We start from the raw sequence: 17598 nt of genomic DNA, 5'->3' as shown, positions 1-17598 counted from the left end.
GGGCATGAATTTTGTCAGATTATTCAACGACATCAAGCTGAGAAATAAATTGTCACTGACCTTTATCACGGTGGCGGTTATTCCGCTGCTGGTCAGCGGGGTGTTTTTTACCGGAAAACTGCGCGACATCATGGTCAGGGATGCCTTCAAGCAGGCGGCGGACAATGTGGAACGCGTACGGAAGCGGACCGAGGAAGTCATCAAGGTTCCGCTGGATATCTCGTATCAGCTGTCCAACGACAGCCGGATGAAATCCGTGGTGAATCGCAGCTACGACAGCTATATCGAGGTGATTCAGACTTACCGCCAATATACGGATATCCGGGATTACGTAAGGCTGTATGAGGAGGTGAGCGCCATCCGGCTGTATACGCCTAACCCGACGATGCTGAACAACTGGGAATTCATGCAGCCGAGCGCCGAAACGGCTCGGGCGGAATGGTACAAGGCGGCCCTGGATAAGAAAGGGCTGGCCGGTTGGGGATTCATTCAGGATGAGCGGGATCAGAAATACTACCTCAGTCTTGTGCGAAAAATCAGCCTGGACGCCCCCGGCGAGGACAGCGTGCTTGTCATCAATGTCAATACCGCCCTGCTCGACTCCACCCTATCCCAGGAGCCGTTTCTGACCATGATCGTCGACGATCACAACCGGATCGTCGCGGCCAACCGGCCGAATCTGTACGGCAAGAATCTCGCCGAAGTCCACGCCGATCACAGCATGCTGACGCAAAGCGAAGGGAGCTTTGATGCGGTGATGGACGGGAAGGCGTCCAAAGTCGTCATCGCCCGTTTAATTCCGCCGAGCAGTTGGAACGGATTGCGAGTGATTTCGGTGTTTGCCGAATCGGACATCTTTCGTGATGTCAATGGCGTGATTCGGCTGGCCGCTTTGGTCATCGGAGGCTGTCTCATCATCGCCGTTCTGCTCGTTCAGGCTTCGGCGTCCCTTATCACGCGGAGACTGCTGCGTTTAAGCAAGCACATGTCCAAAGTCGGAACAGGTTCCTGGGATGCTTATCTGGATTTGGACGGCAAGGATGAGATTGGCCAACTTTCCCACCGGTTCAACGCGTTGGTCGGCAGGCTTGGCCAACTCATGGGGGAGGTGGAGGAGACCAACCGGCAGAAACGAATGCTGGAGCAAAGGCAGAGCGAGATCAAGTTTAAAATGCTGGCCAGCCAGATCAACCCCCATTTCCTGTTCAATACGCTGGAATCGATCCGGATGGAGGCACATCTGCGGGGCGAGGAGGGAATCGCGCAGGCGATCTGGCAGCTCAGCGCCTTGATTCGCAGCAGTTTGGAAGTCGGCAACGGAAAAATACCGCTTTCCAAGGAGATCGATATGGTTCGCTGTTATTTGGAACTGCAAAAATTCCGCTATGAGGACCGGCTCCAATATAAGCTGGAAATCGGACCGGGTTTGGGGGAGGTTGAAGTCCTGCCCTTGATCATTCAGCCTTTGGTGGAGAACTCCATTGTTCACGGGTTGGACCAGAAGGAGGATGGCCCAACCTCCATCGCGATACGGATGAACCCTAGCGAAGACGGCGGAGTGCTCGTGGAAATTTCCGACGACGGGGCCGGAATTACGCCGGAGAAGCTGGAGAGCTTACAGAGGAAATTGCAGGAACCGGAGGAAGCCGGACAGCGGATCGGGCTGCGTAACGTGCATGACCGGCTAAGGCTGACCTATGGCGAAAGTTCGGGACTTTCCATGGAAAGTCAAGAGGGCAAGGGAACCCGAATCACATTTTGCATACCTAAGGAGGGGGGATCGCATGTTCTCCGTGATGATTGTTGATGACGAGCCCAAGCAGCGCCTTGGCTTACAAACGCTGATCCCGTGGAAGGAACTGGGCTATGAAGTAACGGATACCGCGGCCAGCGGAAAAGAAGCGCTTCGTTCTCTTGAGCTAAAGGTTCCCGATTTGATCGTGGTTGATATCCGCATGCCCGGGATGGACGGATTACAGTTGCTGCAGGAGATTCGTCAGCGGGGATGGGATGTGCATGCGGTCATCCTCAGCGGGTACGCCGACTTTGAATATGCCCGCCGAGCGCTGCAATACGGCGTTGAGGGATACTTGCTCAAACCCGTAAACAAAGAGGAAATGGCGTCCCTTCTCAAGAAGCTTCACGCCCGGCTTGCCGCGGCACAACTGGATAAGCAGGTGCAACTGAAGACGTATACCCGGGAATGGCTGGTGTACTCTCTGTTGTCAGGCACGCTTGCTGCGGAAGACGGGGATCTCGGCATCTTATCAGGCTCGCTCGGTCTTGACTGGCCGAAATATCAGGTTGTCCTGTTGGGATTTCCGGGGATCCGGTCGGAGGAGGATGACCGGATCGGCCGCTTCCGGGAGCGGCTAAACAAGGCCTACGCGTCGGACGGCCGCAGTGTCGTTCTAACCTATGCTGCGTATATTGTCCTGCTTCTGGGAAGCTTGCCGGCGGGCGATTTCGAACGGGCCCGCTTTTACCGGGAAACGCACCTGCTGGCGGAAGAGCTGCGCGGTGAGATGACTGCTGCGGCAGGTGAACCGGTTTATGCGCTGCGCGATCTTCCGGAGTCGTTTCAGAGCGCCCGTACGCTGCTGGATCGCAGCTTCTTCTACGACAGAGGGAGGTTGCTTACCCCGGAGGTTCCGATCAGTTACGCTTCGATCGGTACAGGCGGGGATTTCCCGGACCGAGAGGAGTTGGCCTTTCGGCTCTCCTTTTCCGTCGACGTGGGTCAACCGGAGGCGATCCAGTCGCTTCTGGACGACGCCGCGGCGCGGATGGTCGGCGAGGGAGCGGGGGAGGCGGAGATCCGCGAACACTTTTTTTATCTGGCGAACGAAGTGGCCCGCAAGGTGCCTCCCCGTCTTTGGGCGGAAGCCGGGGAGGCGGGAGGACCGACCCCCTTTTTGTCGGGGATCGGCGGCCAGCGGACGATCCGGGAGCTCGTCGGCTATGTGGCCGGCATGCTGGAGAAATTGGCCCATTGCGCCGATTACACCAGCCGGGACAACGAAATCAGGCGAATGCTCGACTATATCGACCGGCATTACAACGAAAACCTGAAGCTGGAGACGCTATCGGAAGTGTTCAACTACAGCAGCTCTTATCTGGGCCAGCTTTTTAAGAGCGAGACGGGGGAATATTTCAACAGCTACCTGGACAGGGTTCGGATCGAAAAAGCGAAACAACTGCTGGCGCAGGGCATGAAGGTGTACGAAGTGGCCGAGAAGGTCGGCTATGCCAACGTGAACTATTTTCATCACAAATTTAAAAAGCTGGTGGGTCAGTCGCCATCGTCTTATCAAAAGAACCGCCATTTTTGAAAATCGCCGGAGGTTTCTGAAATGAATGCGGATTTTGGAATGAAAACCGGCGGAATTCGCGGGATGGGCTCCGGGTTCCGAGATACCTTATGCTTGAAGCGCTAAGGGAGGGAAATCACGAAAGAAGTGAAAGCGGTGCCAATCATACAAGTGTAAGAGAGGGGAAATCCAGAAGATGAGTAGAATGCAAAAACCTTTTGCACGGGCTGCGAAACGGAGGAAAACGAGCTTTATTATTGGCGTGATCTTGTTGTTCTTGTTGGGGTCGATGGGGTATACCGCCGGTTCGGCAACAGCCGATTCCTCGGCCGGGAAGACTTTCGCCAAACCGACGAAGGCCATAACCGTTTCTTATAAGGATGCGGTGTTGGAGGGGTATGGAATCGAGAAGCGGGGGCGCGTCCCGGAAGCGAAAGATACGTTGTATGACGGCGAAGGCTATATTTCCTTTTTTTTCGAGGAGGTTGCAAACGCTGCCAAGCCGATTGGCAGCGCCACATTTATGGTAAATGTCCCCGAGGCGGGCCTGTATAAACTGAGCGTGGGGTATTATCTTCCCCAAGGAAACGGCGACAAGGTGACAGCCATCCGGGTCAATGGCGCGGGAGCCGGGGAGCTGACGCTCGATACGCCGCCTGCAGGCACGGTCCGGGCCGAAAAAACGATCACCAAAGTCATGCTGAACGCCGGAAGCAACACCGTTACCATTTTGCGGGGATGGGGTTACTACGGCATTGAACATATCAAGCTCGAACCGGCGGATCCCCCCGTACCGGGCCCTAAGAAAGCCACCGATATTCTGACCAATCCGGACGCGACGCCCGAAGCCAGAGCGCTGATGAACTACATGCTGAACCAGTATGGGCGGAAGATCATTTCCGGGCAGCATACGCTGGAGGATGCGGAGTGGATCCGGCAGCAGACCGGCAAATCCCCGGCGATTTTATCCGGGGACTTGATGGATTACTCGCCTTCCCGCGTCGAAAAGGGCGCCGCCTCCACCGAAATCGAGAAGATGATTCAATGGTATGAACGCGGAGGCATTGTGTCTTTGTGCTGGCACTGGAATGCGCCGAAGGGGATAGGAAACGAGGAACCCGGCCGTGAATGGTGGCGGGGATTTTATACCGAGTTTACGACTTTTGATGTGGCGTACGCGCTCCAACATCCCGACTCGGAGGACTACAGGCTCCTCATCCGGGACATTGACGCGATCGCAGTTCAGTTGAAGCGCCTGCAGGATCATAACGTACCGGTGCTATGGAGACCGCTGCACGAGGCGGAAGGCGGCTGGTTCTGGTGGGGGGCGAAGGGCCCGGAGCCGGCGAAGCAGCTGTACAGGCTGATGTATGAGCGGTTGACCCATCATCATAAGCTGAACAATTTGATTTGGGTATGGAACTCCGAGAAGGAGGAATGGTACCCTGGCAACGAAGTCGTGGATATCGTAAGCGTCGATATTTACAACCCCGCAGGCGACTACCACCCGAACATCGCGAAATACGATAATCTTCTTGCTTTGTCGAACCAGAAGAAGATCGTGGCCCTGGCGGAGAACGGCCCCATTCCGGATCCCGATTTACTGCGGGTTTACGGCGCCGACTGGAATTTTTTCAGCACATGGACCGGCGAACATATCCGGGACGGGAAGACAAATACCTTGGAACATTTGAAAAAAATATATCACCACGACTACATCCTGACGCTCGATGAGCTTCCGGCGGATTTGTACTCCAGCCTTACGTATCAAGCGGAGCATGGCGTACCGATCGGGCTGGCTTTGGATAAACGGGATAGTTACGCGAGCGAATTCGCCACCGTGCGGGATGGAACGAGCGGAAAGCTGCGGATCAAGGCGAACGCTGCGCCCGGAACTTACACGCTTACGGTTCGCTATAAGGCGGACAACGGTCAAAAGAAGGGCAAAGTCATGGTGAACAACCGCCCGGCATTGAATTACACATTTACAGGAACAAAGATGTGGAAGAATGCCGCCCTGGGACAAATGACCCTTCGGAAGGGCGAGAACATTATTGATATCCAGCCTCTCGGGGGCGGGGTGAGTATAGATTATGTAAAGCTGACGTACGTGGCGTCCACTACGAAAAATCCCGGCTAAAGCGGCGGTTTGCCCGGCCGGTTATAGTTAGGAACGGATTCCCCTGACGACGTCATGAGCGTGAGATGATCGTCAGGGGACTTCGATTTTTTCTTTTGCAAATCAATGATTATTTCTGAAAGAATCGTAAATTTTAGGATGAATTTATGCGGAATCCGCGTTATGTCGCCAGGCGGGCGTTTGCTTTATGATGATTGCTGAGAGGGGGGAAACCAATAGATGAAAGCGATAACAGCAAGAGGCCGAACCGATATGGGGCCCATGAAAAAGACACAGAGATGGAAGGTGTTCAAAAACCAGAAGTACCTGTATCTGATGTCGATTCCTTTTGTCCTCTGGGTGTTCGTATTTCAATATTTGCCGCTATGGGGCTGGACGATGGCCTTTCAGAATTATAAGCCCGGCAAGGGTTTTCTGGAGCAAAAATGGGTCGGACTGGAGCATTTTCAAATGTTGTTTCGGGACGATCACTTCTACCTGGTGCTTAGAAACACGCTGGCCATGAGCTTTATGGGACTGGTGGCGGGCTTCGTGTTCCCGGTGTTCTTCGCCTTGCTGCTTAACGAGGTGCGGATTCAGTTTTTCAAGCGTTTTGTGCAAACGGTGTCGTATCTCCCGCACTTCGTATCCTGGGTCGTGGCGGCGGGGATCGTCACCAAAATGCTGTCAACCGATGGCGGTGTCGTTAACTCGTTGCTGCTGGGTCTTCATATCATCGACGAGCCCATCCCGTTTATGTCCAATGGCCACCTGTTTTGGGGGATTGTGACCGGGGCGGACGTCTGGAAGGAAACGGGCTGGAACGCCATTATTTATTTGGCGGCCATCTCCGGCATCGGGCCGGAATTATACGAGGCGGCCCGGGTGGATGGCGCAAGCCGGTTGAAGCAAATCTGGCATATCACGCTGCCGGGCATTCGTTCGACGATCATCGTCCTGCTGATCATGTCGATCGGCCACTTGATCGGAATCGGGTTCGAGAAGCAGTTCCTGCTCGGCAATCATATGGTGAGCGATTATTCCGAGGTGCTTGATCTATACGCGCTGAATTACGGCTTGTCCATGGGGCGCTATTCTTTCGGAACCGCCATCAATATTTTTAACTCCGTGATCAGTGTGGTATTGCTGTTTGTCGCAAACGGCATGTTCAAGAAATTCGCCAATGAAAGCATCATGTGATAAGGAGGACATCTGACATGGAAACAGCCGGTTCCTCTATTGCCGAAATCCGTGCCAAAGGGTCGAAGCGGGCCGCGAGGCCCCTTCAGGATTGGATTTTCGACGCGGTGGTATATGTGCTGATCGCGGTGATTACAATCGTTACCCTATACCCGTTTCTGAATGTACTAGCTATTTCTTTTAACGATTCCGTAGATACCGTCCGGGGCGGAATTACGATATTCCCGCGGGAATTCACACTGGAAAATTACAAGTTGATCTTCAGCTATACCGGACTGATTACCGGATTTAAAATTTCGGTGCTTCGGACGGTTGTCGGTACGCTGGCGGGTCTGGTCAGCGGTTCGATGGTCGCCTATACGCTGGCCCGGAGGGATTTTCAAGGGAGACGGTTTGTATCGGTATTTCTGGCGATCACGATGTACGTGTCCGGAGGCCTGATCCCGGGGTTCATCCTGATCCGAAACCTGGACCTGATCAATACGTTCGCCGTCTATATTCTGCCCGGACTCGTAAGCGCCTTCAATATTTTCGTCATCCGGTCGTTCATCGACGGGATTCCTTACGCGCTTCAAGAATCGGCCAAACTGGACGGGGCGAACGACTTTACGATTTACTGGCGGGTCATCCTTCCGCTCTGCAAGCCCGCGTTGGCTACGGTCGCCTTGTTTCTGGCGGTCGGGCAGTGGAACTCCTGGTTCGATACTTACCTGTTCAACGGTTCCAACGATAGTCTGACCACGCTGCAGTATGAACTGATGAAAGTGCTGCAAAGCACCACGACGAACGCCAACAACGTCAGGGGCGACAATATGAACCAACTGATGGCCCAGGTGTCGCCGGATTCCGTGAAAATGGCGATCACGATTGTCGCAACCGTTCCGATTCTCATCGTGTACCCGTTTTTGCAGAAATACTTCGTCAAAGGGATGACGCTAGGCGCTGTGAAAAGCTGAGTCAAAGACTTGTTCAAACCTAATTATTGAAAAAGGAAGTGGAAGCGACTATGAAGATGCATTCCAAACGGACGGCCGTTTCTTTACTGGCAGCCGCGCTCTTGTTAGGCCAACTCGTCGGCTGCAGCGGGGGCTCCAAATCAGGTGAAGGCCATGGGGCCAACCCGGCCGGCAGCGGGTCCGGAGCGGGGCCGGTTACGCTGACCTATTTTTCCGAAGACGCAAGCTCCAACTGGAACAACATGCAGGACCGGATCGGGAAGGTCATTACGGAAAAAACCGGTGTCACTCTGGATGCCGAATTTGCCGTAGGCGATCCCGTGCAAAAGGTATCGATCATGGCGGCGACCGGAGAGGTTCCGGATCTGATCGCCGCGAAGGCGGACCTGGGCAAATTGGTTGACGTCGGCGCGGTTCTGGACCTGACCGATTTGATCGAGGAGCATGCCCCGAACATCAAAAAAATGTTGGGCGACAAAATGGTCCGCGCCAAATACAGTCTGGAGGACCCGGCGATCTATGCGATTCCGACCTGGTCCGCGGTCGACGAGCGAAAGCTCAAACCCGATTACGGGTTCCAATTGCAGCACCGGGTCGTCAAAGAAGCGGGTTACCCGGAAATCCGCACGGTCCAGGATTACGAGAAGGTCATTAAGGATTATTTGGCCAAACATCCGACGGATGAGAACGGCAACAAAAATATCGGATTAACGCTCAATGCGGATGATTGGCATATGTATCAGGTGACGAATATGGGCTTCTTTACGACAGGCGCGCCGGATGACGGCGAATACTTCGTCGACCAGGAGACCTTTGACGTGACTTACCATTTCCGCCGCCCGGAGGAACGGGAGTATTTCCGCTGGCTTAATCACATGAATGATATCGGACTGCTGGATAAGGAGAGTTTTGTGCAGAAGACGGACCAGTTTAAAGCCAAGGTCGCTTCCGGCCGGGTGCTCGGTCTGATCGATCCGGCATGGGACTATGGCGAGGCGCAGCAGGCTCTGAAGTCGGCCGGGAAATTCGACCAGACCTACGGCCACTATCCGGTTACGATGTCCAAGGAGTACAAGGATACCAGCTTCTGGCCGGCCGGCTTTGATGGCGGCTACGGAATAGCGATTTCCAGCAAGTGCAAGGACCCTGTCAAGGCGATCAAGTTTCTGGATTACTTGGCCTCGGAAGAAGGGCAAATTCTTATAAATTGGGGTATTGAAGGAACGGACTACATCGTTAAAGACGGCAAAAGAATCGTACCCCCGGAAGTCCAGCAAAAAATGGACAAGGAGGGCAACACTTATTTGAAGGAATCCGGGCTCGGGCTGTATTGGAACCTTACGGTCCACTACGGAGACGGGATCAAGGACTCCACCGGGAATTACTTCACCAAGAACAACAACGAGTTATTGGCCGCTACTTACAGCGAACCGGAGAAGGAAGCGCTGGCGGCCTACAAGATCGAACATTGGCGGGATCTGTTCCCGAAAGAGGAGGAATTCCCGGAAAGAAAAGCGGGGGCCGCTTACAACATCGCCCTGCCTAGCGACAATATAGCCAATATTCTGGGTGCGAAAATGAAGGATGTTACGTGGAAGCGGATTCCGGAAGCGATTATGGCCAAACCGGAACAGTTCGACAAAATCTGGGACGATTATATGGCGGAATTGGAAAAGGCCGGTGTGGAAGAGATGGAAGAGGCTTACGGCCAATTCGTCAAAGACAGAGTTAAGCTGTGGAACGGTGAAAGCAAATAGTATCTAACTAATATTAGAGGCATTACTTGATTCATTCCCCTGGAATAGGTTTAATGAGGGGGGAGGGGGATGAGCACCCCTCCCTTTTTTAGCGTCTCGCCGCCGAAGTCATCGGCTTAAGAAATATGTAGAACATAGTCTCCTTTTGCAGAGAATAGATCAAAAGTCTATTACCGTCGAAAGGAGATTTTTTTTGTCCGTACGGCCCGATGAATAAGCGGGTGGAAGATTGTCAATTATACGGACGTCAGGCTTGCAACCGATGAAGAAATTGGTTAAAATATTAGTGGGACTTAAAAAGTTAACCCGGGACATTTTAAGGCCAAGGAGAAGGAGAGAGAAGACGAAGCTTGCAGGAGTGGAAAGCATGCGAACTATTTTAGAAATGCAAAAGCAGCTTCTTCCTGATCTCATGGAAATTCTCAAGAAAAGGTACACCATTCTTCACCAGATCTTGTTGTCGGATGTGGTCGGCCGCAGAACGCTTGCGGTGTCCCTGAACATGACGGAACGAGTGTTGCGGGCCGAGACGGATCTCCTGAAGGCTCAGGGCCTGATTGAAATCGAGAATATAGGCATGAGAATCAGTGATTCGGGCAGAAAACTGCTGGAGGATCTGGAGCCGGTAGTGAAGGAAATCTTCGGATTGTCCGAGTTGGAAGAAAGAATCCGAGAAGCCTTCGGACTTCGCAAAGTGGTGATTGTTCCCGGCGACAGCGAAGCCTCCCCGCTGACCAAGAAAGAGCTTGGCCGAGCGGGAGCCAAAGCGCTGCTCGGCGTTATGCGCAGCGAGGACGTTGTTGCGGTGACCGGAGGCACTACGATTGCCGAAGTCGCGGAGCAATTGAGTCCCCCGACGGGCTTGTCGCTCAAGCAGAGCTGGTTCGTACCGGCGCGGGGCGGACTGGGGGAAAGCCTGGAAATCCAGGCGAACACCATTGCTTCCGGCATGGCCAAACGGGTCGGAGCGGGCTACCGTCTGCTGCATGTGCCCGATTTGCTCGGCAAGGAAGCGTATGAATCGCTGGTGGGCGACCCGAACATCCAGGACATCGTGGAGATGATCCGCAAAGCGCGGATCGTGGTTCATGGCATCGGAGATGCTATGGAGATGGCGCGGCGCCGCAAGCTGGAGGAGTCGATGGTACAGGAACTGCAGAACGAGGGCGCGCTCGCGGAATCATTCGGTTACTATTTTAATGAGGATGGCGTCGTTGTTCACAAAATGCTGACCCTGGGTCTCCGCCTGGAAGATATCCGACGGACCGAAACGGTCATCGGCATCGCGGGCGGCAGAAGCAAAGCGAAGGCGATCCTGGCGGTACTGCTGTTCGGACAGGAGGATATCCTTGTCACGGACGAAGCCGCGGCCGAGGATATCGTGAAGGAACTCGAGCGAGTCAAGAGTTTGAACAAGAACACGGAACTATAAACCAAGCGAATTGCTGAACCTGTTTACTCATGACGGGTACTTCACCCGTCTTGAATAATAAAAAAAAGAACACTGGGAGGATCTATTCATGAGTGTAAAAGTTGGTATTAACGGTTTTGGACGTATCGGACGCCTGGCTTTCCGCCGTATTCAAAACGTGGAAGGCATCGAAGTAGTAGCAATCAATGACCTGACAGACGCTAAAATGTTGGCTCATTTGTTGAAATATGACACGACTCAAGGCAAATTCGACGGCGAAGTTGAAGTGCATGACGGCTTCTTCAAAGTCAACGGCAAAGAAGTTAAAGTACTGGCAAACCGCAACCCTGAAGAACTTCCTTGGGGCGAGTTGGGCGTAGACATCGTTCTGGAGTGCACAGGCTTCTTCACAACGAAAGAAAAAGCCGAGCTACACCTGAAAGGCGGAGCGAAGAAAGTCGTTATCTCCGCACCAGCTACCGGCGACATGAAAACGGTCGTTTACAACGTAAACCATGAAATCCTTGACGGTACGGAAACCGTTATTTCCGGTGCTTCTTGTACTACTAACTGCTTGGCTCCTATGGCTAAAGTCCTTCAAGACAAATTCGGCATCGTTGAAGGCTTGATGACTACGATCCATGCTTACACCGGCGACCAAAACACGCTGGATGCTCCTCATGCGAAAGGCGATTTCCGTCGCGCTCGTGCAGCTGCTGAGAACATCATCCCTAACACAACGGGTGCCGCTAAAGCGATCGGTCTGGTTATTCCGGAACTGCAAGGCAAACTGGACGGAGCTGCACAACGCGTGCCTGTACCGACTGGTTCCTTGACTGAGCTCGTTACAGTTCTTGAGAAGAAAGTAACCGCAGCTGAAGTTAACGAAGCTATGAAGGCGGCTTCCGATCCAGAAACTTACGGCTACACCGAAGACGAAATCGTATCTTCGGACATCAAGGGCATGACTTTCGGTTCCCTGTTCGACGCTACGCAAACTAAAGTATTGACCGTCGGCGACAAACAACTGGTTAAAACCGTTGCTTGGTACGACAACGAAATGTCCTACACCGCTCAATTGGTTCGTACTTTGGAATACTTCGCAAAAAAAGTTAAGTAATTCCCGATTTCTTTGATAATCACGCCAAAGAGGAGCAACCTGTGTAAGGGACTCCTCTTTGGTTCATGAATTTTTGTTTTACCGACATTCACACACACCTTTTATAGAATATATAGAGAAGCAATACCGCTTAGGAGAGAAATCAAGAGTCGAAGTAGTATAGCCGGAAGTGCGCAGCGCGACTGACTGTGCCGAGTGCATCAAAGCGCCGCGCTTACCTATTAGGAGGAACGTGGAGATGAACAAGAAAAGTGTACGTGATGTGGAAGTAACCGGCAAACGCGTGTTTGTCCGCGTGGATTTCAATGTGCCGATGCAAGACGGCCAAATTACCGACGATACCCGGATTCGCGAAACGCTGCCGACGATCAAGTATCTGATCGAAAACGGCGCGAAAGTGATTTTGGCAAGCCACCTGGGCCGTCCGAAAGGCCAAGTGAACGAGGATATGCGTTTGACGCTTCCTGCGAAACGCCTCGGCGAACTGCTTGGCAAGGAAGTGGCCAAGGCCGATGAAGCGATCGGCGATGCCGTAAAAGCGAAAGTAGCCGCTATGAACAATGGCGACGTGCTCGTGCTTGAAAACGTCCGTTTCTATCCGGGCGAAGAAAAGAATGATCCGGAACTGGCCAAACAATTCGCGGAACTGGCCGATCTGTTCGTGAACGACGCTTTCGGCGCCGCTCACCGCGCTCATGCTTCCACGGAAGGCATCGCGCACTACTTGCCTGCGGTATCCGGTTTGTTGATGGAGAAGGAACTTTCCGTTCTCGGCAAAGCGCTGTCGAATCCGGACCGTCCTTTTACGGCCATCATCGGCGGTTCCAAGGTCAAAGACAAAATCGACGTTATCGACAACCTGCTTAACATTGCGGACAACGTGTTGATCGGCGGCGGATTGACTTATACCTTCTTCAAGGCTCAAGGCTATGAAATCGGTCAATCGCTGTTGGACGATAGCAAGCTTGACGTCGCTCTCGGTTTTATCGAAAAAGCGAAAAAGCTGGGCAAGAACTTCGTGCTTCCGGTTGACGTTGTGATCGCTGATGACTTCAGCGCCAATGCAAACCACAGAGTGGCCGACATCGACAGCATCCCGGCCGACTGGGAAGGCGTGGACATCGGACCGAAAACCCGCGCGAAATATGCCGAAATCATCAAGAACTCCAAGCTGGTCGTTTGGAACGGACCGATGGGCGTGTTCGAAATCGATATTTTCGCGAACGGTACCAAAGAAGTGGCTGAAGCTTGCGCCACAACCCAGGGCTACACCATCATCGGCGGCGGTGATTCCGCGGCTGCGGCCGAGAAATTCAAGCTGGCCGACAAAATGGACCACATCTCCACCGGCGGCGGCGCATCCCTCGAATTTATGGAAGGCAAAGCGCTTCCGGGCGTCGTGGCTCTGAACGATAAATAAGAAAGTATGAACGAGCTACCTTCGGGTACGGAAGGAGTGAACTGCATGAGAACACCGATCATCGCCGGAAACTGGAAGATGTTCAAAACGGTTTCCGAAGCAAAAGCTTTCTTTGAAGCAGTGAAAGGGAAAGCGGAAGTAGCGGGCGTGGAGAGCGTCATTTGCGCTCCATTCACCAATCTTCCGGCCTTGGTGGAAGCCGCCAAAGGCACGTCGATCAAAATCGGCGCCCAAAACCTGCATTTTGAAGACGAAGGAGCATTCACCGGGGAAATCAGCGGCGGAATGCTGAAAGAACTGGGCGTGGACTATGTCATTATCGGGCATTCCGAGCGCCGCGCTTATTTTGGCGAAACCGACGAAATTGTCAACAAAAAAGTACATGCCGCATTCAAGCACGGTTTGACACCGATTCCGTGCGTTGGCGAGAAGCTGGAAGAACGCGAAGCGGGACAAACGAAAGCGGTCGTGAAGGTGCAAACCGAAGCGGCGCTGAAAGGATTGTCCGCGGAGCAAGCCGCACAGGTCGTCATTGCATATGAACCGATCTGGGCGATCGGCACCGGCAAATCCTCGACTTCGCAGGATGCCAACGAAGTTATCGCTTACATCCGCAGCTTGGTGAAAGACCTGTACAGCGCGGAAGTGGCCGATAAAATCCGTATTCAGTACGGCGGCAGCGTGAAACCGGAAAACGTGAAAGAATATATGGGCCAAAGCGACATCGACGGCGCTCTTGTGGGCGGTGCCAGTCTGCAGCCGGCTTCTTATATCCAATTGGTTGAGGGGGCAAAGTAAGATGGCCACTCCAAAACCTGTAGCATTGATTATCATGGACGGCTTCGGACTTCGGAACACGGTGGAAGGCAACGCGGTCGCACAAGCGAACAAGCCGAATTATGACCGCTATCTGAAGCAGTATCCGAATACGACCCTGACGGCTTGCGGCGAAGCGGTGGGCTTGCCGGAAGGCCAAATGGGGAACTCCGAAGTAGGACACTTGAACATCGGCGCCGGACGGATCGTTTATCAGGACCTGACCCGGATCTCCAAATCGATTCGCGAGGGCGAGTTCTTCCAGAACGAAACGCTGGTGAACGCGGTTCGCAGCGCCAAGTCCAAAGGCAAGAAACTGCACCTGTACGGGCTTCTTTCCGACGGCGGCGTGCACAGCCACATCGACCATATGTTCGCGATGCTCGACCTTGCCAAGAAAGAAGATATGCAGGAAGTGTATATCCACGCTTTCCTGGATGGCCGGGACGTGGCGCCGGACAGCGCGAAGGGCTTTATCGAGCGCCTGATCGCCAAGATCGAAGAAGTCGGCGTCGGTAAAATCGCGACGGTTCAAGGCCGTTACTATGCGATGGACCGCGACAAACGCTGGGATCGCGTCGAGAAATCGTACCGGGCCATGGTTTATGGCGAAGGTCCGAGATACACCGACCCGATCACCGCGGTAACGGAATCGTACGAGAAATCGGTGTTCGACGAGTTCGTCATGCCGACTGTTATCGTAGACGGACATGACCAGCCGATCGCGCTGGTGGAAAGCGGCGATTCCGTCGTATTCCTGAACTTCCGTCCCGACCGGGCGATTCAGCTGTCGAACGTGTTCACGAACAAAGACTTCCAAGGTTTTGACCGCGGACCGAAATTCCCTAAGGATCTGCACTTTGTGTGCTTGACGCTGTTTGCGGAAACGGTGGAAGGCTATGTCGCTTACAAGCCGAAGGATCTCGACAACACGTTTGGCGAAGTGCTCGTGCAGCACGGCAAGAAGCAGCTTCGCATCGCGGAGACGGAAAAGTATCCGCACGTCACCTTCTTTTTCAGCGGCGGTCGCGACGTTGAGCTTCCGGGCGAAACCCGCGTCCTGATCAACTCGCCTAAAGTGGCGACGTATGACCTGAAGCCGGAGATGAGCGCTTATGAAGTGGCCGAAGCTTGCGTGAAGGAAATTGAAGCCGACAAGCATGACGCCATTATCCTGAACTTCGCCAATCCGGACATGGTCGGACACTCCGGCATGCTGGAGCCGACGAAGAAGGCGGTCGAAGTGACCGACGAGTGCGTAGGCAAAGTGGTCGACGCCGTCAAGGCCAAAGGCGGGGTCGTCGTGATCATCGCCGACCACGGCAACGCGGACATGGTGTTCGACGAGAACGGCCGTCCGTTTACCGCGCACACGACCAACCCGGTTCCGTTTATCGTCACCGACGAGAACTTGATTCTCCGCGAAAGCGGCATTTTGGCCGACGTGGCGCCGACGCTCCTCGATCTGATGGGGCTGCCGCAGCCGCCGGAAATGACCGGACAATCGATGATCGCTGGCCGCAAGGCATAGGTTTTTGATATATTGAGTAATGGAAGACATACCCACAAAAATCGAACATTAAAGGAGACTATACACATGACAATTATCTCTGACGTATACGCTCGCGAAGTCCTCGACTCCCGCGGTAACCCGACAGTAGAAGTTGAAGTATACCTGGAATCCGGCGCGATCGGACGCGCGATCGTTCCTTCCGGCGCTTCCACAGGCGCTCACGAGGCGGTTGAGCTTCGCGACGACGACAAATCCCGTTACCTCGGCAAAGGCGTTCTGAAAGCCGTTGAGAACGTAAACGAAATCATCGCTCCTGAAGTAATCGGGATGGACGCCCTGGACCAACTGGGCATCGACAAACTGATGATCGCTTTGGACGGCACGCCAAACAAAGGCAAACTTGGCGCTAACGCCATCCTGGCCGTTTCCATGGCCGTAGCCCGCGCGGCTGCTGACGCTTTGGACCTGCCGCTGTACGTGTACCTCGGCGGATTCAACGCCAAACAACTGCCGGTTCCAATGATGAACATCGTCAACGGCGGCGCACATGCCGACAACAACGTTGACGTGCAAGAGTTCATGGTTCTGCCGGTTGGCGCTCCTACCTTCAAGGAAGCTCTCCGCACAGGCGCTGAAATCTTCCACAACCTGAAATCCGTACTTAAGGCTAAAGGCCTGAACACCGCGGTTGGCGACGAAGGCGGCTTCGCTCCGAACTTCACTTCCAACGAAGACGCTTTGTCCTCGATCATGGAAGCTATCGAGAAAGCCGGCTACAAACCAGGCGTTGACGTATTCCTGGGGATGGACGTCGCTTCCACCGAGTTCTTCAAAGACGGCAAATACCACCTGGAAGGCGAAGGAAAATCCTTCACTCCGGCTGAGTTCGTAGACCTGCTCGCTTCTTGGGTCGACAAATATCCGATCATCACGATCGAAGACGGTTGCTCCGAAGACGACTGGGAAGGTTGGAAATTGCTCACCGAGAAACTGGGCAGCAAGATCCAGCTCGTGGGCGACGACTTGTTCGTAACCAACACCGAGCGTCTTGAAAAAGGCATCAAAGACGGCATCGGCAACTCGATCCTGATCAAAGTAAACCAAATCGGTACGTTGACTGAAACGTTCGACGCAATCGAAATGGCTAAACGCGCAGGTTACACTGCGGTAGTATCCCACCGTTCCGGTGAATCCGAAGACAGCACCATCGCTGACATCGCGGTTGCTACCAATGCCGGCCAAATCAAAACCGGTGCGCCTTCCCGTACCGACCGTATTGCGAAGTACAACCAATTGCTCCGCATCGAAGATCAATTGGGCGAACTGGCTCAATACAACGGCTTGAAATCCTTCTACAACCTGAAGCATTCTTAATCGAGCGTAAGAGAGACCTGCCAGCATGAAGCTGGCGGGTCTTTTTTTGTGTCTTCTGCTTCTAAGCCTTCCCGCCCATTTCCGCCCCCCTACTAGTCACGCCGCCCGTTCTCCTAACCCGCCGATAAAACACTTTTCTCCACTAACTAATCTCCTACTTTCGCATGTACCATCCCAAGTCAATGCAGGGTACAATGGTAAAAAATTTAGACTTTTACTTTTGGAAGCGGGGTGGGAATTTTGGGACGCCTGTTTTTGGCGGTGATGGTTTTGTTCTCATGCTTTGTCGCGGGTTGCTCCGATCGGGCCGCTACAGGCAGTGGGGACTGGGCATATTCCTTCGTCCGGTGGCAGGGGGACAGTTATCGCGTTACGGAGGAAAGCGTGTCCGCGGCGGAAATCGGGAAGAAGCTGGGCGAGGTGGAGCGTTTCTCGGATGACGAGAACTTCTCGGCCTCCGGCAGGTCGACCTGGTCTAACGCCTATCCGGCCGGGACCGAGTTTTTTGAAATTAGCGGCCATTCCAGTAACGATGCGATCGCGGTTAAGGTAGAGAAGGACGCGGAGACGGCGTACGTGAAGTTGGTACGGAAATGAGGAA

Annotated in this window: 13 protein-coding genes; all 13 read left to right on the top strand. The window is 53.7% G+C overall.

What is annotated here, in order from left to right; genetic code table 11:
* Positions 1–4: 4 nt before the first annotated feature.
* The 13 genes from LBW89_RS04730 (at position 5) to LBW89_RS04670 (ending at position 17594) form a co-directional block, all read left to right on the top strand.
* On the top strand, positions 5–1807 hold the full coding sequence (locus LBW89_RS04730; RefSeq protein ID WP_225038645.1) for a sensor histidine kinase: 1803 nt from the start codon (positions 5–7) through the stop codon (positions 1805–1807).
* On the top strand, positions 1785–3332 hold the full coding sequence (locus LBW89_RS04725; RefSeq protein WP_225038644.1) for a response regulator transcription factor: 1548 nt from the start codon (positions 1785–1787) through the stop codon (positions 3330–3332). Before LBW89_RS04730 ends, LBW89_RS04725 begins: the two co-directional genes overlap by 23 nt.
* A gap of 175 nt (positions 3333–3507) precedes the next feature.
* Positions 3508–5451, top strand: a complete 1944-nt coding sequence (locus LBW89_RS04720) for a glycosyl hydrolase (RefSeq protein ID WP_225038643.1) — start codon at positions 3508–3510, stop codon at positions 5449–5451.
* A 219-nt stretch (positions 5452–5670) separates the two neighbouring features.
* A complete protein-coding gene (locus tag LBW89_RS04715; protein ID WP_148454697.1) occupies positions 5671–6630 on the top strand; it encodes an ABC transporter permease in 960 nt (319 codons plus the stop codon).
* Positions 6631–6647: 17 nt separating this feature from the next.
* Positions 6648–7586: a carbohydrate ABC transporter permease gene (locus tag LBW89_RS04710; RefSeq protein ID WP_148454699.1), complete on the top strand. Its 939-nt coding sequence runs from the start codon at positions 6648–6650 to the stop codon at positions 7584–7586.
* Positions 7587–7636: 50 nt separating this feature from the next.
* Positions 7637–9343 carry an ABC transporter substrate-binding protein gene (locus tag LBW89_RS04705; RefSeq protein WP_148454701.1) on the top strand — a complete coding sequence of 569 codons (1707 nt, stop codon included), beginning with the start codon at positions 7637–7639 and terminating at the stop codon, positions 9341–9343.
* A 367-nt stretch (positions 9344–9710) separates the two neighbouring features.
* Positions 9711–10775 (top strand): sugar-binding transcriptional regulator, encoded by a 1065-nt coding sequence (locus LBW89_RS04700; RefSeq protein ID WP_148454703.1) that lies wholly within the window; start codon positions 9711–9713, stop codon positions 10773–10775.
* A gap of 88 nt (positions 10776–10863) precedes the next feature.
* Positions 10864–11874, top strand: a complete 1011-nt coding sequence (gene gap / locus LBW89_RS04695; protein ID WP_148454705.1) for a type I glyceraldehyde-3-phosphate dehydrogenase — start codon at positions 10864–10866, stop codon at positions 11872–11874.
* A gap of 238 nt (positions 11875–12112) precedes the next feature.
* Positions 12113–13294: a phosphoglycerate kinase gene (locus LBW89_RS04690; protein WP_148454707.1), complete on the top strand. Its 1182-nt coding sequence runs from the start codon at positions 12113–12115 to the stop codon at positions 13292–13294.
* 45 nt (positions 13295–13339) lie between these two features.
* On the top strand, positions 13340–14092 hold the full coding sequence (gene tpiA / locus LBW89_RS04685) for a triose-phosphate isomerase (protein ID WP_148454709.1): 753 nt from the start codon (positions 13340–13342) through the stop codon (positions 14090–14092).
* Position 14093: 1 nt separating this feature from the next.
* Positions 14094–15641: a 2,3-bisphosphoglycerate-independent phosphoglycerate mutase gene (gpmI, locus tag LBW89_RS04680; protein ID WP_148454711.1), complete on the top strand. Its 1548-nt coding sequence runs from the start codon at positions 14094–14096 to the stop codon at positions 15639–15641.
* A 66-nt stretch (positions 15642–15707) separates the two neighbouring features.
* Positions 15708–16997: a phosphopyruvate hydratase gene (gene eno / locus LBW89_RS04675; protein ID WP_148454713.1), complete on the top strand. Its 1290-nt coding sequence runs from the start codon at positions 15708–15710 to the stop codon at positions 16995–16997.
* 240 nt (positions 16998–17237) lie between these two features.
* Positions 17238–17594 (top strand): hypothetical protein, encoded by a 357-nt coding sequence (locus LBW89_RS04670; RefSeq protein WP_148454715.1) that lies wholly within the window; start codon positions 17238–17240, stop codon positions 17592–17594.
* Positions 17595–17598 lie beyond the last annotated feature (4 nt).

The organism is Paenibacillus sp. alder61 (assembly GCF_020179875.1).
Classification (GTDB): Bacteria; Bacillota; Bacilli; order Paenibacillales; family Paenibacillaceae; genus Fontibacillus; species Fontibacillus faecis.
The sequence above is the reverse complement of the archived record's forward strand: the minus strand, read 5'-3'. Positions and strand labels throughout refer to the sequence as shown.

Bases quoted from the DNA above. Each gene is read 5' to 3' on its own strand.
- gap (WP_148454705.1), top strand. From the start codon at position 10,864: ATGAGTGTAAAAGTTGGTATTAACGGTTTTGGACGTATCGGACGCCTG.
- LBW89_RS04700 (WP_148454703.1), top strand. From the start codon at position 9,711: ATGCGAACTATTTTAGAAATGCAAAAGCAGCTTCTTCCTGATCTCATG.
- LBW89_RS04710 (WP_148454699.1), top strand. From the start codon at position 6,648: ATGGAAACAGCCGGTTCCTCTATTGCCGAAATCCGTGCCAAAGGGTCG.
- gpmI (WP_148454711.1), top strand. From the start codon at position 14,094: ATGGCCACTCCAAAACCTGTAGCATTGATTATCATGGACGGCTTCGGA.
- LBW89_RS04715 (WP_148454697.1), top strand. From the start codon at position 5,671: ATGAAAGCGATAACAGCAAGAGGCCGAACCGATATGGGGCCCATGAAA.
- LBW89_RS04705 (WP_148454701.1), top strand. From the start codon at position 7,637: ATGAAGATGCATTCCAAACGGACGGCCGTTTCTTTACTGGCAGCCGCG.
- LBW89_RS04730 (WP_225038645.1), top strand. From the start codon at position 5: ATGAATTTTGTCAGATTATTCAACGACATCAAGCTGAGAAATAAATTG.
- LBW89_RS04725 (WP_225038644.1), top strand. From the start codon at position 1,785: ATGTTCTCCGTGATGATTGTTGATGACGAGCCCAAGCAGCGCCTTGGC.
- eno (WP_148454713.1), top strand. From the start codon at position 15,708: ATGACAATTATCTCTGACGTATACGCTCGCGAAGTCCTCGACTCCCGC.
- LBW89_RS04720 (WP_225038643.1), top strand. From the start codon at position 3,508: ATGAGTAGAATGCAAAAACCTTTTGCACGGGCTGCGAAACGGAGGAAA.
- tpiA (WP_148454709.1), top strand. From the start codon at position 13,340: ATGAGAACACCGATCATCGCCGGAAACTGGAAGATGTTCAAAACGGTT.
- LBW89_RS04690 (WP_148454707.1), top strand. From the start codon at position 12,113: ATGAACAAGAAAAGTGTACGTGATGTGGAAGTAACCGGCAAACGCGTG.